Consider the following 12,106-nt stretch of genomic DNA (forward strand, 5'->3'; position numbering starts at 1 on the left):
AGTTCCTCCGGTTCCATGGGCCGTAAGTTGCCAGAGCCCAAACGCAGGCGCCTCAGTCCGCAGCGTCGGCTGGCTGGAGGCGGCCCAGCGGCAGTTCAGTCACGCGCCCGACTTTGAGCGTCACTGCCCGCCCCATGCGCGTGACCTGCCCCTGCACGATCAGCGCCTGCGCGTCGCGGAGCAGGATACGGTGCGTCTCCCACAGATCCGGGCTGATGATCGCCTGCACGCGGCCGGAGCTGTCCTCCAGCACGTAGAACGCGAACCCTTTGGCCGTCGGAGGTCGCTGCTTCGCCACGATCACGCCCGCCGCCCAGACCTCAGCGCCGTGCTTCAGACCAGCCAATGCCTCGCAGCCCAGATCACGCAATCGCGCGCGGTGCGCATCCAGGGGATGCCGCCCCGTCTCACTGACTCCCTTGGTTCGCAGGTCGAGCAGTAGCACGTCGCCTGGCGCCAGTTCAGGGAGCGTCGGGGGATCCACGATCGGCACGAGCAGGCTGTTCGTGCCAGATGGCCGCGCGTTGACGAGCGTGTGCAGCACGTAGTACGCCTCCCGCCGGTTGTGCTGGGTGTCGATGGCATCGAAAGCTCCGGCCTTCACCAACTGCTCTAGGGCATCGCGCTTCACCGCCACGCGGTCGTAGAAGTCCTCGACGGACGAGAACTTACCGTGCACCAGCCGCTCCTGCACGATGGCGCGCGCCGTGTCAGCACTCAGGCCATCTACGGCGGTCAGCGGCACTCGGACGGCGCGCGCGGACTCGGCGCGGTACGACACGCCTGAGCGATTCACGCACACGGGCCTGAGCTGCACCCCACGCCGGCGGAAGTCCTGGCTGATAGTACCGGCCGACCACATGCCCGGTGCCTCGGTCAGCAGCCCGGCCAGGAACGCGGCCGGGTGATGCCGGCGCAGGTAGGCGGACGCATACGCGTGCTGCGCGAAGGCGTGTGCATGCGACTCGGCAAACCCATAGCCCCTGAACGCCGCGCACATGTCGAAGACGGCTTCGGCTTCGTCTGGGAACGCTCCGCAGGTCAGTGCCGCCCCACTGACGAAGATGGTTTTCAGCTCGGTCAGTTCCGTCTCATCTTCGGTCTTGCTCAGGCGGCTTCTGAACCGGTCGGAGTCCGGCCAGCTGTAGCCCGCGTAATGCACCGCGATCCGCAGGATCTGCTCCTGGAACATCAGCGTGCCGTACGTGGCGGCCAGGATGGACCTCAGCGGTTCGGGCTGCTCCGGGACAGGCTCCTCGCCGCGCGCGCGCCGCACGTACGGGTGCACGGTTCCGGACTGGATCGGGCCGGGCCTGACCAGGGCGATCTGGTGGGCGAGCTGGGTCATGTCGCGTGGCTGCAACCGCGCCGTCATCTGCACCTGGGCCGGGCTCTCGATCTGAAACAGGCCCATGGTGTCGCCGGACGAGATCTCCTGCCACACACCAGGATCATCGGGCAGGTCACCAAAGGGCAGCCAGGTCCCGGTCAGTCGGAGCACCTCTTCACGGGCGCGCTCCAGAGCGGCGAGCATCCGCAATCCCAACAGGTCGAGCTTGATCAGGCCGAGCGCTTCTACATCATCCTTATCGAACGTCAGCATCCGGATCCCGCCGCTGGACCGGGTCAGTGGGCTGTAGCGGGTCAGCGCCTCGCCGCCCAGCACCACGCCGCCGGAGTGCGGCGCGAGGTGCCGCACGAACTTTGGCTCCATGCGCTCGAGCAAGTTCAGGAGAGCGGTCTTCACGGGGGCGTCGCCGAGCACCTCGTCGAAGACGACCGTGGCCTGCCGCGCGCGGTGGGGGCGGTGGTGCCGGTAGTCCCGCCCAAGGGCCCGACTCAGCCGGTCACGCAGTTCGGGCGGCAGTCCGAGCGCCCGGCCCAGATCCTGCACGGCTGAGGGCAGGCGGTACGTGATGCGGTTGGCGACCATGGCCTCGCCCGCCCCCTCGGCGCCCCAGCGCTCTTCGACCCACCGCAGGACCTGGTCGCGCCGCGAGCTTGCGATGTCGATGTCCACGTCGGGCATGGACGTGCGCCCCGTGTGGAGGAAGCGCTCGAAGAGCAGGTTGTGCTTCAGGGGATCGCTCAGCGTGATGCCGAGGAGGTGGCACAGCATGGAGCCTGCGGCCGAACCCCGCCCGGCGGCGAGAATCCCGTGCTGCCGGCAGTAATCGGTGACCTCGGCCGCTGTCAGGAAGAACCCGGCCATGTCGAGCTGAGCGACGGTGTCCAGTTCATGGCGAAGACGTACGGTGGCGTCCACGCGCCGATCAGGTGGGTACAACTCTAGGGCGGCGTAAACACGCTCTTCCAGGGCGTTCTGAGCGGTCTGGAACGGCCGCAGCAGCGGTGGCGGGCTGTGCAGCCTCTCGGGTAGCAACTCGAACACGCACTCCTGGGCCAGCTTCTCGGCGTTCTCCAGCGCGTCCGGGAAGGGCAGGAGCGCCCCCCAGTCCGCCGGTGTCCCGACCGCCCGCGCCTCATTTCGTGGCCGCTCGACGTGCGGCGTGTCGACGTCGATGCCCAGCCGGGCGCACGTCAACGCGTCCAGCAGCGGGTAATCCTCTGCCTCGGCCATGCAGACCTCCGGCGCGGCCACCACTGGCAGTTCGAGGTCGCGTGCCAGGCCCCGCAGGTACGCGAGCCGGCGGCGCTCCTGCGGCGCCTCGCCGTGAAACAGCTGCACGTACAGCCGGAACCGGAACGTCAGACGTAACCGCCGCAGGAGGTCCGTCGCCCGGGCCAAGTCCCGGCGCTCGCCCAGCACCGTAGGGAACCCCAGCCGCCCACCTGTGAGGCACACGAGGCCGTTGGGGCACGCTCCCGCGACCACGTCCACCTGTTCCAGCGACACGTGGAAGGGATCGGCCTGCCGGGCTTCGGTGATCAGGTGGCACAGCGCCGCGTACCCGTCCCGGTTCGTGGCGAGCAGCACCAGCGGGAAGACTTCTGGTGGAGCGTTGCCGTGGCCGGGGAACAGGATCGGCAGCGTCGTGCCGATAATGGCCCGTATCCCAGTGCCCTTCGCGGCCGCGCAGAGTTCGACGGCGCCGGCCACGCTGCACCAGTCCACCAGGCTGACCGCAGTGAAGCCGGCGGCCTTCGCCTGCCGTACCAGTCGGCCCGGGCTGACCGTGGCGCGGCCCTCGCTGAAATACGACTGGCACGCGAGCAGGGTGCCCAGTCCATCCATCAGTCCTGTACCCGCGCGAGCCACCAGCGCCCGTCCGGTGGTGCCGCGTGATGGAGTTCGGCCGTCAGGGGGCCGGCCTGGACCAGGAAGCACTCGCGGGGCACCTCGCCCAGCCACCAGCGGCCCCCATAGCGCCAGCGGTCGATGACCTCCCGGATGGGGAGTGCTCGGCCGTCCAGCAGGAGCACATGCGGCTGACCTGTGCCAGTGAGGGTGACCTGCACCTCCTGTTGCGTCGCTTTCACAGAGAAGCCCCCTCGAAGAAGGCCAGCACGCGGTTCACGGCAGTCTCGTGGCGCCTTGCACGGCTCGCCGGTGCCGGCCGCGGAGGCGTGAGCGGCGTGGGCCGTACCTCCCCGGTGAGCCAGTCCACCCACTCGTACCGGGCGTCCGCGATGTACGCGAAGGGATCCAGCCAGTGCACCTTGACCAGCGCGTCGGGAAAGCGCTGCAGGACGTCGGTCGTGACCTGCAACTCGGCCACGCCCGTCCACAGGCTGACCATCCGCGAGGGCTGCGCGAGGCCGCTCAGCTGCACGGTGATCCGGTCCACGCCCAGGGAGAGCGCGTCGGAGCTCTGGAGCCCCTGCACTACCAGCCGTTCCAGGCCGGTCCCATCAAGTGGCCACTTGAGCCGCCTGGTGACGCTGAGCCGCCCTCCCATGGTGTCCGCGTGCAGGGTGAGGTACGCGCACGTCCGCCCCCGCAGCTCGGCCCAGACGATGGGGACGAGTTCCGCGAGGGCCGCCTGGGCCTCGCCCGGCTCCATCAGCGGCTGATCGGTGCTCAGGCTGGCCTCGATGACCTGGCCGGGCGTGTGCCGGCCCACGACTGTTGTCCGCTGGCCTTTCAGAAAGCGCTGCAGCCCCCTGGCGATATCCACACCGAGGAACGCCTCGCGCTGGGCCGCGCTCCACTTCAGCAGGTCGGCCAGACCCCGTAGGCCCAGGAAGCGCAGGCGCTCGACATGGGCGGGCGTGAGCCCCAGGGCAGGGAGATGCTCGAGGGGCGTCAGGGCCAGGAACGCCTCTTCCGCCTTTCCAGCCGGCTGTGATGCGACCTCGCGCACCTCACCCGGTCTGGCGCGCAGTGCGGCGAGGTGCGCGACCTCCACGCTGCCAGCGTGACCCACCGGAGCGTGGAGCGCCGCAGCGAGGTCACGTGCCCCCTGGACACCCAGCGCCAGGTAGGCGACGCCCGGCTCCCGGCCCTCCACCCGGTCGGAGTACCGCGCATACAGCGTCTCGAGCAGTTCCGTCCACGCGGCCTGGGCGCTGGGGGCCCTCACCACCTCGGCGTGCAGCTCCGGGCAGCGGGAGAGCGCGGCCGCCTCCTTCATGCCCACGTTCACGCCGCTGAGCGTCGCCGCGGCGTTAGCGTGCACGACCTTCCCGGCCTCGTTCAACACCGCCACCGGCAAACCGGGGTGCTCGCGCTCGACCAGCGTCAGGACCCACGGCGCGAGCAGGACGCAGGCGACGCGCGTCTGGCCGGACACCGCGCTCACTCCCGCCGGGCGCTCACGCGCGGCACGCCGACCCCCACCCGGCCGACCATGCGGCCCTGCACCCGCACCTGATCCGCCGGGAAGCTCATCTGCACCATGGCCGGGTTCTCCGAGCGCAGGATGATGTCCTGCCCGAAGTGGTACAGGCGCTTGAGGGTCGCGGCGTTGTCACCGGGAATCAGGACGACCGCGACCTCACCGTCGTTGACCTGTTCGGTAGGGCGGATGATCACGTAATCGCCGTCGAGCACGCCGATGCCGGTCATGCTGTCGCCGGTGACCCGCAGCAGGAAGTCCCCGTCGCGCATGCCGAGCAGCGTCTCGAGGTCGGGCGTGCGGTCGTCGGGGGCCTGGTCAGCGAGGGTCGGCCGGCCGGCGGCGATCTGTCCGTAGATGGGGATGCCGACGTCCAGCGTGCGGCGGGCGAGGTCGGTCAGCGTCAGGGGACCGTAGCGGTCGGGGTTGGCCTCGAGGTAGCCCAGGGTCTGCAGCGCGGCGATCTGCTTGGAGATGGCGGGTTTGCTGACACCGCGGTCGCGGGCGACCTGCGTGAGGGTGGCGCGGGATCCGAGGCGCAGGATCACGCTCAGGAGCTGGAGGCGGGTGGGGGTGAGTTCGGGGGGCATGGCGTGACCTCGGGGAGGGGGAGGGGCCTCATGCTCCAGATTGCATTCAGGGGTTAACTCGTGTCAACCTATCTGCGAGGTGAAATCTTATGACAAAGTCGTCTCACGACAGAATCAAGGCGGCGCCGGATTTGGACGGCCAGGACGTGGCTCCTGAACTGGAGCCGCTGGGAGCGCCCTTGAACCGCGAGGAGGATCAGCCGAGTGGGGCCTTGGAGCCGACCTACACGCGGCGGATCGAGGTGCGCCTGGCCATGCCTGCCCCCCAGGTGCGCTACGAGAAGGGCAAACCCGTGCGTGACCCCGCTCCTGACATGGACCGGATCATCGCGGCCATCCGGCCGGTTCTGGAACGTCAGATCGTTGACCACCACGGGAGTCACACTGAACTGCTGATCACGGCGTCGCGCGTGCCGGGCATCCGGGTGAACGGCAACTTCGGCGAGAAGGCGAGTGCCGTCCAGAGCAGGGTGCAGGGGTGGGTCGACCAGGCATTCGAAGGCCTGAGCGACCTCGACGGATGAGCGCCGGTCGCCGCAACGCCAGGCGCAGGCAGAGAGGCAACGGATCCCCTCTGGAAGACATCAAACCAACCCTCGTGCTGGTCATTCCCGCGCACCATGAGATCAACCCAGACGCAGTGGACGCGCTGTGGCGCTATGTCCTTGACCGCTATGGTGCCGATCTGAGTGTCATGCGCTCGACCGCCTGCCGGGATAGCGTGGTGCCGCTGTACACCGGCCCCTGGCGGTGGGATGGCCCAGTGCCCCTGCACGACGATCTGTGGCCACGCATCCAGCCGACGACCTTCGCGCTGGACTGGCTTGCGCAAGCACACCACGGGCCCACCACCTGATGTCACAGCCGCTGCTTCACCTGGCCGCGCCGTGGCGGATGTCGGTGACGGGGGGGCGGTCCTTCAGTATGGCCAGCGCTTCATCACCGACGTGCCGTCAAGGACGCGCGCCGCCGGAGGCGTGCCATACCGCAACACCAAGCCCACGCCCCAGACTGCAGCCAGGCGCAGCACTGCCCAGAGCCGGCCCGGACGCTGCGCGTACCGTCGCTGCGCCCACACGGCACCCTGCCACAGCAGGCGGGAGGTCGACTCCCAGCGGTTCTCACCTGTCGTTCAGCGCGACCCTCCAGGTGGACAGCGATACGCACGTCGCTACGTGGGCGCTTGCGGGGCCAGCGCCAGACGCAGCGTGTACGCCTGTTGGCCCGTCCGGCGTCGGTAGCGCGCGAACAGCTCGCACAACTCGGCCTGCAGGGCTTTGGCCTCCTCGAAATCGAGCCGCAGGTCTTCCAGCCAGTAGTCCACCATCGCCGGTGCGGCCGGGTCGAGGAAGTTCCAGGGCGCGTCCGGACCCACGGCGTTCCTGAGCACGAGCCGCGGCCCATCCATCACGGCATGGACGCCCACGACGCCCTGCTGCTGCCGCACGAGTTCCAGGCCCGCTCCTACCAGACCCTGGCGCAGCCGCGCCTCCGGCCCGGCGTGCTCTGCGGCCAGCAGCGCTTCGGGCGTCTCAGCGGGCGTGAGCGCGTAGGGCAGGGCGAAGCGTTCGGCCACCGCCCGGTAGTGCCGAACAGGTCGCCCGGCCCGTTTCTCCTCGCGGGTTACGGTGAGCAGGCCAGCGTCGAGCAGGAGACGCACGCCGCGCAGCAGTGAGTTGAGGGGCGTCCCCAGGAGCGCGGCCACCTGGCTCGCCGTCCGGTCGTGCCCTACGAATGGAGCCAGCAGGCGCCGCGTCCGCTCGTCGAAGAGCAACTCAGCCTGTCGCGCGTCGTGCACCTGAAAAAGCCCGCTACTTCCATCATAGTGAGGCATTGGAAGTAGGCTAGCGCGAAGCTCAGGGCGGAGGTCAGCTATGCGTATCCACGCCGTCCGTACCGGCTTCGTGCAGATCAAGCGTTCCCAACAACTCGGGGTGGGACACGGGCTCGCCCGAAGGGTGCGCCCCTTTCTCGATCCCACCTGGACGGAGTGGCTGCCGACCCTCGCATGGGTCATCGAGCACCCCGAGGGCGTCATCGTCGTTGACACCGGCTCGGCCTCGGGCGACGCGCACCTGAGGTCCTGGCACCCCTACCACCGCTTCGACGTGCGCTTCCAGGTCGGGCCTCAGGACGAACTCGGACCGCACCTGCGCGCCCTCGGTATCGAGGCGCGCGATGTGGCGAACGTCGTTCTCACGCACCTGCACATGGATCACGGCGCAGGCCTGCCGCACCTGGCGGGACGACCGACGCTCGTGCATGAAGGCGAACTGCGCGCGGCTCACGGCCTTGCCGGGAGGCTTCAGGGCTACCTGCCGGGCCAGTGGGGCCCAGCGTTTCGTCCGCACGCCTTGACGTGGACAGACGCGCGTTTCGGTCCGTTCGACCGCACCGCGCCGATCACGCAGGCTGGGGATGTACTGGCCATACCGACGCCCGGCCACACACCACACCACGTCTCGGTGGTCGTGCGCGGCGACGTGGATATCCTGCTGGCGGGCGACGCGTCATACACGCAGGATGCGCTGTTGACTGGGCAGGTGGACGGCGTCAGTCCGGATGAGGGGCAGGCCCGGGCCACGCTGGCCCGGATCCGGGTCCTTGCCCACGAGCGCCCACTCGTGTATCTGCCGACCCACGACCCCGACTCGGCGGCGCGCCTCCTGGGAAAGACTGTGGTTCCGCAATGAGTGGGTACCGGTGAGGGGCAGTGGGGTGAGCGCAGCGCTGCACGAGCGTCCGATGGGCGCCGAACGAACCCGAGTGCAAGACCTCATGCGGGCACGGTGAGGATGCCCACTTTCAAATCTCGGCGCCTTGACCTGCACGCCAGCGGCACGGAACCCTGTGGCTGTCCACTGGTGCCTGCAGGTATAAGGTGGAGCAGGGGAGACGGGGCTGAGACGCTTTCCTGCCCGGGGGCTGAAGAACCGGACAGGAGGGGCCCGCAGCACGCGTCAGAGGTCGCATACGTCGTCGAGGCATGACGCCTCTTGCGAGGAGTGATCACGATGAACGAAGGTCGCACGCCGGCACTGCTGCTCCTGGGCCTCACTCTGAGCGCGTGTGGTGGAGGAACGTCCGGCCCCACAAGCGGCGCGCCGGAACTTCTGGCCATCAGTCCCGCCGACGGGGCGGTGGGCGTGCACAACGACACGAACATCGAGCTGAGTTTCAGCCAGTCCATGAACCGCGCCTCCGTCGAAGCGGCGTACGTGTCGTTCTCGGAGGGCCTGCGCCGTGAGCAGGTCACGTTCGTGTGGAACGCCAACAGCACGAAGGTCACGATCGACCCGAAGACCGACCTCAAGTACGCCGACGGCACCGCCGCCCCGATCACCTACGCGTTCCTGGTGGGGGCGAGCGCCGCTGGCCAGTCCGGGAAGACCCTGAACGAGACCGAGGCCAGTTTCAAGACGGCCCGGCGCTTCACGGCCACGCTGGGCAGCCAGGCCGCCCTGGACGGGTACACCTCCGGTCACGAGGCGGCGTATTCGAACAACGTGGTCGGATTCAGCCCAGCCCGGACCGGAGGCATGACGGACATGCTGCCGGACGTTGGAAGCGCCACGGTCTCAGTGCGGGCGTTCTACAGTTTCGATCTGTCTGGGGTGCCACTCAGCGTTGCTCCGGACGACATCTCGGCCGCCACGCTGAGCCTGGAGCAGGTCAACGTGTATCCGGCGACCGCCTACGCCAATATGAGCACGGCGGCCGAACATCTGATTCTCGAACACGTGAACTACGGCGCTCAGCTCACCACGTCGGATTTCGGCACCCCGGCGCTGGATCTGGTCACCTCCTCCTTCTCGACCGACGCCACCTACACCCGGCGAAGTGCGGATGTGCTGGCCCAGATTCGTAACGACCTCGCCAACCGGGCCGACCGGGGGAACCGGGCCCAGTTCCGTCTGCGGTTCCCGAAGGATCAGCCTGAGGGCAATTACGGCTTCGCCGAGTTCGCCACGGCCGAGGACGCGGCCCGTGCTCCTGGTCTGGAGATCCATTACCTGGCTCCATGACCGTTGCGCGGGCAAATATGGGTGCTCGACCCGCGTTCATTCCGTTCTCTTAGGACCGGATCCTCTCCGTGACATCGTCACTCCGCCCTGAAGCTCCATCTCGGTGCCACAGCACCTCGAGCACCGGCCGGACGTCGCCGACAGGTCGCCGGGCTTCAGACCGTCGCGCTGTTCTCAACAGCCCACAGCCGGGTCAAGCGCTCAGGGGTGCTTGACCTCCGTCAAGGCGGTGACACATGGACGACGTGAGGTTCGCGCCCCACCTGGTATGACTCCCCTTGGTGTGGTGCAGGCGCGCGCTGACAAGGTGAGGAAGTGCTTACGCTGACCGGATGATGTTCATCTGTTCGCCATTCATGCTTTGAATGTCAGGAATTCACGCGCAGGGCACAGGCCGGCTTCACACAGCGGCCGTGTGACTGGGAGCATGATCAAGGCTACCGCGCTCCGCATCGTCCTCGGTCTGGCGCTGGGAACGGAGCTGAGCGATCACGTAATCGCACAGCTCATCGATGAGCCCGCACCTCACGTCGGCGCAGGCGATGGTCTGCCGGTCACCCGAGATGCCGCCGCGTTCCTGACACGGTACGGGCACCTGGACGTCCTGCGTGCTGAGCCGGGCCTGTACCGCGTGCGCTGACTGGCAGCTGCTGCAGTTCAGCCATTCAAGTGCCTCGCCGCTCGACCGCAAGCCACCAAACCTCAACGCTCGCTGTCAGGCCGTTCTGGACACCCTACACCGTCCCGTATATCGCGGTCAGGACGGTAACCCTCGGTCATCTCGCTGCTGTCCTGAACGGCGGACAGTGGTCCGTACCTATTATGAGTTTAACGTTAGAGCCCTGTGACAGGCGCTGCTTACCTTGACCGTATGACTCTCCGCCAGAGCAGGCCGACGACCATCCCGGCGGGCGAAGCGTTGCGGCTGGACGCCCTGGACAGGCTCGACATCCTCGATTCTGTGCCCGAACCTCAATTCGACCGGATCGTTGAACTGGCCGCGCAGTACTTCGATACGCCTGGCGCCCTGATCACTTTTCTGGACCACAAGCGTCAATGGGTGAAAGCCGCCTACGGTATGGCACACCCCGAGGTGCCACGAAACGAGTCCTACTGCACCCACACCATTGCCCAGGACAACGTCCTGGTGATCCAGGATGCTGCCTGTGATCCGCGCACCCGAGACCACGTAGGCGCACTCGGCACCGAACAGGCCCGGTTCTACGCAGGAGCGCCGCTCGTCACTCCCGACGGCTTCAAGGTCGGCGCGCTCTGTGTCCTCGACACCCGACCACGGGACTTCGGCCACAAGGACGAACGGGCCCTCACGTTGCTCGCGACGCTCGTCATGGACGAACTCGCGCTGCGCCAGGCCACAGATCGTCTCGGCCGCCTGGCCCTGCACGACAGTCTGACAGGCCTGCCCAACCGACTCCAGTTCCGGCAACTGCTCGGCCAGGCGTTGACCCATGCCCAGCACGCCGGCGAGCGCCTGGTGCTTGGACTGCTGGACCTCGACCGGTTCAAGCTGGTGAACGACACGCTCGGTCACGCCGCGGGAGATCACCTCCTGCAACTGGCCGCCGAGCGTCTCAGGCACGTGACGTCCACGGGCGACATTGTGGCCCGCATGGGCGGTGACGAGTTCACGGTGCTGCTCGCCGATGTCACGGCAGCAGGTGACGCGGAACGCGTCGCTGAGCGCATCTGCCGGGCATTTCAGGAGCCGTTCGTTCTGGAAGGGCATGAGGTGTACGTGCCGTGCAGCCTGGGGCTGAGCGGTGGTGAACCGGCGACGCATGACGTCGCCACGCTGCTCAGGCACGCGGATCAGGCCATGTACCGGGCCAAGCGCACCGGCGGCGGATACGCGGTGTTCAACGCGCAGCTCGATGACCTGCCCGTTCAGGATGTGGAACTGCTCGCAGCGCTTCATCACGCCATCCCCCGCGGGGAACTTGAACTCCACTTTCAGCCCGTCGTCGACGCGGGCACGACGTCGGTCGTGGGCCATGAAGCGCTGCTGCGCTGGAGGCGGCCGTCCGGGCTGGTCCCGCCCACGGACTTCATCGCCCTGGCGGAAACGGCCGGGCTGATCGTCCCAATTGGCCGGTGGGTGTTGGGCAAGGCCGCCGACGCGGTGCGGCGCGGCGTCCTCAAACGCGTATCGATCAATGTCAGTGGCCTTGAGCTTCAGCAGCCGGACTACGTCCCGGCGCTCGCCCGCGTGCTGGCCGACACGGGCATCCATCCCCACAGCCTCGTCCTGGAGTTGACGGAAAGCACTCTGCTGGATCCACACCGGTTGACCACCGTCCTGGAAGACATTGCGCAGCTGGGCGTCGCTGTGGCGCTCGACGATTTTGGCACCGGCTACAGCAGCCTGACGGCCCTGGCGAGCCTGCCGATTCAGCTGCTCAAGATCGACCGGAGTTTTATCGCCCCGCTTGAAGCGCGTGGCCCGGCGGGAGCGCGCGCCTTCAAGGCGCTGCGGGGCATGGTGATGGTGGCCGACGCCTACGGACTGCCGACGGTGGCCGAGGGCGTGGAAACCAGCGTGCAGGCCGAACTGTTGCGTGAGGTGGGATGCACCTACCTGCAGGGATATCTGTTCGGCCGCCCAGCGCCCCTGGAGTGGCCGGGTTCGGGTGATGACCGGGAGATCGGCCGACCACAGAGCGGACCTGTGGCCGCGGTGGCCTGCACCTGAAGCCACACCGCCCTGCCTTGGCTGATGCCGGGAGCGGGGCGG

General features: G+C 68.0%; 11 protein-coding genes. 6 read left to right on the forward strand and 5 right to left on the reverse strand.

The features are described 5' to 3' along the window. Positions 1-52: 52 nt before the first annotated feature. Genes dnaE through HNQ07_RS17705 form a run of 4 tightly spaced genes read right to left on the reverse strand, consistent with a single transcriptional unit; the run spans position 53 to position 5,329 of the window. A complete protein-coding gene (gene dnaE, locus HNQ07_RS17690) occupies positions 53-3,196 on the reverse strand; it encodes a DNA polymerase III subunit alpha (RefSeq protein ID WP_184114203.1) in 3,144 nt (1,047 codons plus the stop codon). Then, positions 3,196-3,441, reverse strand: a complete 246-nt coding sequence (locus tag HNQ07_RS17695; protein WP_184114205.1) for a hypothetical protein — start codon at positions 3,439-3,441, stop codon at positions 3,196-3,198. The genes dnaE and HNQ07_RS17695 overlap by 1 nt, the downstream gene beginning before the upstream one ends. Then, positions 3,438-4,703: a Y-family DNA polymerase gene (locus HNQ07_RS17700; protein WP_229832109.1), complete on the reverse strand. Its 1,266-nt coding sequence runs from the start codon at positions 4,701-4,703 to the stop codon at positions 3,438-3,440. Before HNQ07_RS17700 ends, HNQ07_RS17695 begins: the two co-directional genes overlap by 4 nt. After that, positions 4,700-5,329: a LexA family protein gene (locus HNQ07_RS17705; protein WP_184114207.1), complete on the reverse strand. Its 630-nt coding sequence runs from the start codon at positions 5,327-5,329 to the stop codon at positions 4,700-4,702. Before HNQ07_RS17705 ends, HNQ07_RS17700 begins: the two co-directional genes overlap by 4 nt. Before the next feature lie 89 nt (positions 5,330-5,418). Between HNQ07_RS17705 and HNQ07_RS17710 the strand changes: the two genes are divergently transcribed. Together HNQ07_RS17710 and HNQ07_RS17715 are read left to right on the forward strand one after the other, a co-directional pair. Then, a complete protein-coding gene (locus HNQ07_RS17710) occupies positions 5,419-5,853 on the forward strand; it encodes a hypothetical protein (RefSeq protein WP_184114210.1) in 435 nt (144 codons plus the stop codon). Next, positions 5,850-6,185, forward strand: coding sequence for a hypothetical protein (locus HNQ07_RS17715; RefSeq protein WP_184114212.1), 336 nt, complete (start codon positions 5,850-5,852; stop codon positions 6,183-6,185). The genes HNQ07_RS17710 and HNQ07_RS17715 overlap by 4 nt, the downstream gene beginning before the upstream one ends. Positions 6,186-6,500: 315 nt before the next feature. Here the strand turns inward: HNQ07_RS17715 and HNQ07_RS17720 are convergent, their stop codons facing one another. Beyond that, on the reverse strand, positions 6,501-7,163 hold the full coding sequence (locus HNQ07_RS17720) for a winged helix-turn-helix domain-containing protein (RefSeq protein ID WP_184114214.1): 663 nt from the start codon (positions 7,161-7,163) through the stop codon (positions 6,501-6,503). Positions 7,164-7,203: 40 nt separating this feature from the next. On the opposite strand from HNQ07_RS17720, the gene HNQ07_RS17725 reads away from it, so the two are divergent. From HNQ07_RS17725 to HNQ07_RS17740, 4 genes are all read left to right on the forward strand, one after another. After that, positions 7,204-8,022: an N-acyl homoserine lactonase family protein gene (locus HNQ07_RS17725; protein ID WP_184114216.1), complete on the forward strand. Its 819-nt coding sequence runs from the start codon at positions 7,204-7,206 to the stop codon at positions 8,020-8,022. Positions 8,023-8,343: 321 nt separating this feature from the next. Beyond that, positions 8,344-9,354 (forward strand): Ig-like domain-containing domain, encoded by a 1,011-nt coding sequence (locus HNQ07_RS17730; RefSeq protein ID WP_184114218.1) that lies wholly within the window; start codon positions 8,344-8,346, stop codon positions 9,352-9,354. Between the two features lie 427 nt (positions 9,355-9,781). After that, the gene (locus tag HNQ07_RS17735; RefSeq protein WP_184114220.1) at positions 9,782-9,994 is read left to right on the forward strand and encodes a hypothetical protein; all 213 of its coding nucleotides are present in this window, start codon (positions 9,782-9,784) and stop codon (positions 9,992-9,994) included. A gap of 231 nt (positions 9,995-10,225) precedes the next feature. After that, on the forward strand, positions 10,226-12,064 hold the full coding sequence (locus HNQ07_RS17740; protein WP_184114222.1) for a putative bifunctional diguanylate cyclase/phosphodiesterase: 1,839 nt from the start codon (positions 10,226-10,228) through the stop codon (positions 12,062-12,064). Positions 12,065-12,106: the final 42 nt, after the last annotated feature.

Source organism: Deinococcus metalli, from assembly GCF_014201805.1.
Taxonomy (GTDB): Bacteria; Deinococcota; Deinococci; order Deinococcales; family Deinococcaceae; genus Deinococcus; species Deinococcus metalli.